This window comes from Anabaena sp. CCY 9402-a, assembly GCF_963920945.1.
In the GTDB taxonomy this organism is placed as follows: domain Bacteria; phylum Cyanobacteriota; class Cyanobacteriia; order Cyanobacteriales; family Nostocaceae; genus Trichormus; species Trichormus minutissimus.
The window spans coordinates 1-1,830 of the sequence record NZ_CAWUDL010000171.1 but is presented as its reverse complement, the minus strand read 5'-3'; the positions used below and the strand labels follow the sequence as shown (position 1 = coordinate 1,830).

Sequence of the window (1,830 nt, the reverse complement as noted above, 5' to 3'; positions counted from 1 at the left end):
TCGATGCCTTTCCTCTGACGGCTAATGGTAAACTTGACCGTCAGGCATTACCTGTTCCAGAAATTCGCCCAGAATTAGCTACTGGTTTTGTCGCACCCCAAACTAAAGAACAAGAATTATTAGCCAATATTTGGACGGAAGTTTTAGGGGTGTCCCAAGTCGGGATACATGATAATTTCTTTGAATTGGGTGGTGACTCGATTCGCAGTATCCAAATTTTGGCGCAGGCTAACCAAGTTGGGTTAGATTTTTCTCTTCAGCAGTTATTTCAACACCAAACTATTGCGGAATTGGCGGAGTTGGTGAGTAAGGAAGTGAGTTTTACGCTGACACCGCAGACATCACCTTTTAGTTTGATTGCGGAGATAGACAAGCAGAAGTTAGCCGCAGGATTGGAAGATGCCTATCCTCTGACCGCATTGCAAGCCGGAATGGTATTTCACAGTGAGTTGAGTGCAGATTCTGCTGTTTATCATGATGTTTTCTCTTTCCATCTGCGAGCGACTTTGGATTTACCAGCATTGCAGACTGCAATTGAGCAATTGATGGCTCGTCATGCAGTATTGCGTACTAGCTTTAACTTGACAGGGTTTTCTGAGCCGTTGCAATTAGTGCATCAAAATGTAGATGTGCCTTTGCAGGTGGATGATATCAGTGATTTAACAATGGCTGAACAGCAAGCCGCCATCGATGCTTGGATAGAAACGGAGAAGTATCATAGTTTTGACTGGACACAACCGCCTCTACTACGTTTTTATATTCATCGTCGTAGTGGGGAAACTTTTAATTTAAGTTTTAGTTTCCATCATGCGATTCTCGATGGTTGGAGTGTGGCATCTTTAATCACACAATTATGGCAACAATATTTAAACTTACTCAAACCCTCCCCAATCATTAATCCCCAATCCGCAATCCCCACAATTGCTTTCCGTGATTTTGTGGCATTAGAACGTACTGCTTTACAATCGGAAACGACGCAACAATATTGGCTCGAACAACTCCGTGATGTCACAATTACTGAACTACCACGCTGGCCACAATCCTATTGTGAGGAACTTAGGGGCGAAATAGGGATTCAGGAAGTCGCAATTACGGCTGAGTTGTCCGACAGATTAAAGCAACTGGCTCGCAATGCTAGTGTTCCTCTGAAAAGTGTACTGTTGGCTGCTCACTTACGGGTATTGAACTTACTGGGCAATCAAGCGGATGTATTGACGGGGTTAGTTGCTAACGGTAGACCAGAAAATGCAGATGGGGAAAGGATTTTAGGTCTATTTTTGAATACTTTGCCTTTGCGATCGCACTTAGGCGGTGGTACTTGGTTAGAACTGATTCACCAAACTTTTCAAGCTGAACAAACGGCTTTACCGCATCGTCGTTATCCTTTGGCTGAGATGCAACGTCTCATCGGCGGTCAGCCTTTATTTGAAACGGCGTTTAATTTTGTCCATTTTCACGTTTATCAAGGTGTTTTGGGGTTAAATGAATCTGAAGTTTTAGATTACAAAGCCCTTGAGCAAACTAATTTTACCTTGGTGACTCACTTTAGTTTGGATCTGGTTTCCTCTCAGGTTAATTTAGCCCTGAATTATAAGACAAGCGAACTGTGCCGAGAACAAATAGAAGCGATCGCTACTTATTATGTGAATACTTTAATGGCGATGGTAGCAGCACCGTCAGCACTATATCAAATTCAGCTACTCATCTCACCCACGGAACAACACCAGTTATTACAGAAATGGAATGCTACTGACAGAGATTATGATGATTCGCTCTGTCTGCATCAATTATTTGAAGAACAGGTGCAAAAAACACCAAATGCAATAGCAG

1 protein-coding gene is annotated in these 1,830 nt (G+C 42.7%); it reads left to right on the top strand.

All coding sequences use genetic code 11. The features are described from left to right. On the top strand, window positions 1-1,830 hold a 1,830-nt coding region (locus ACM0OR_RS28050), incomplete at both ends, for a condensation domain-containing protein (protein WP_414579677.1).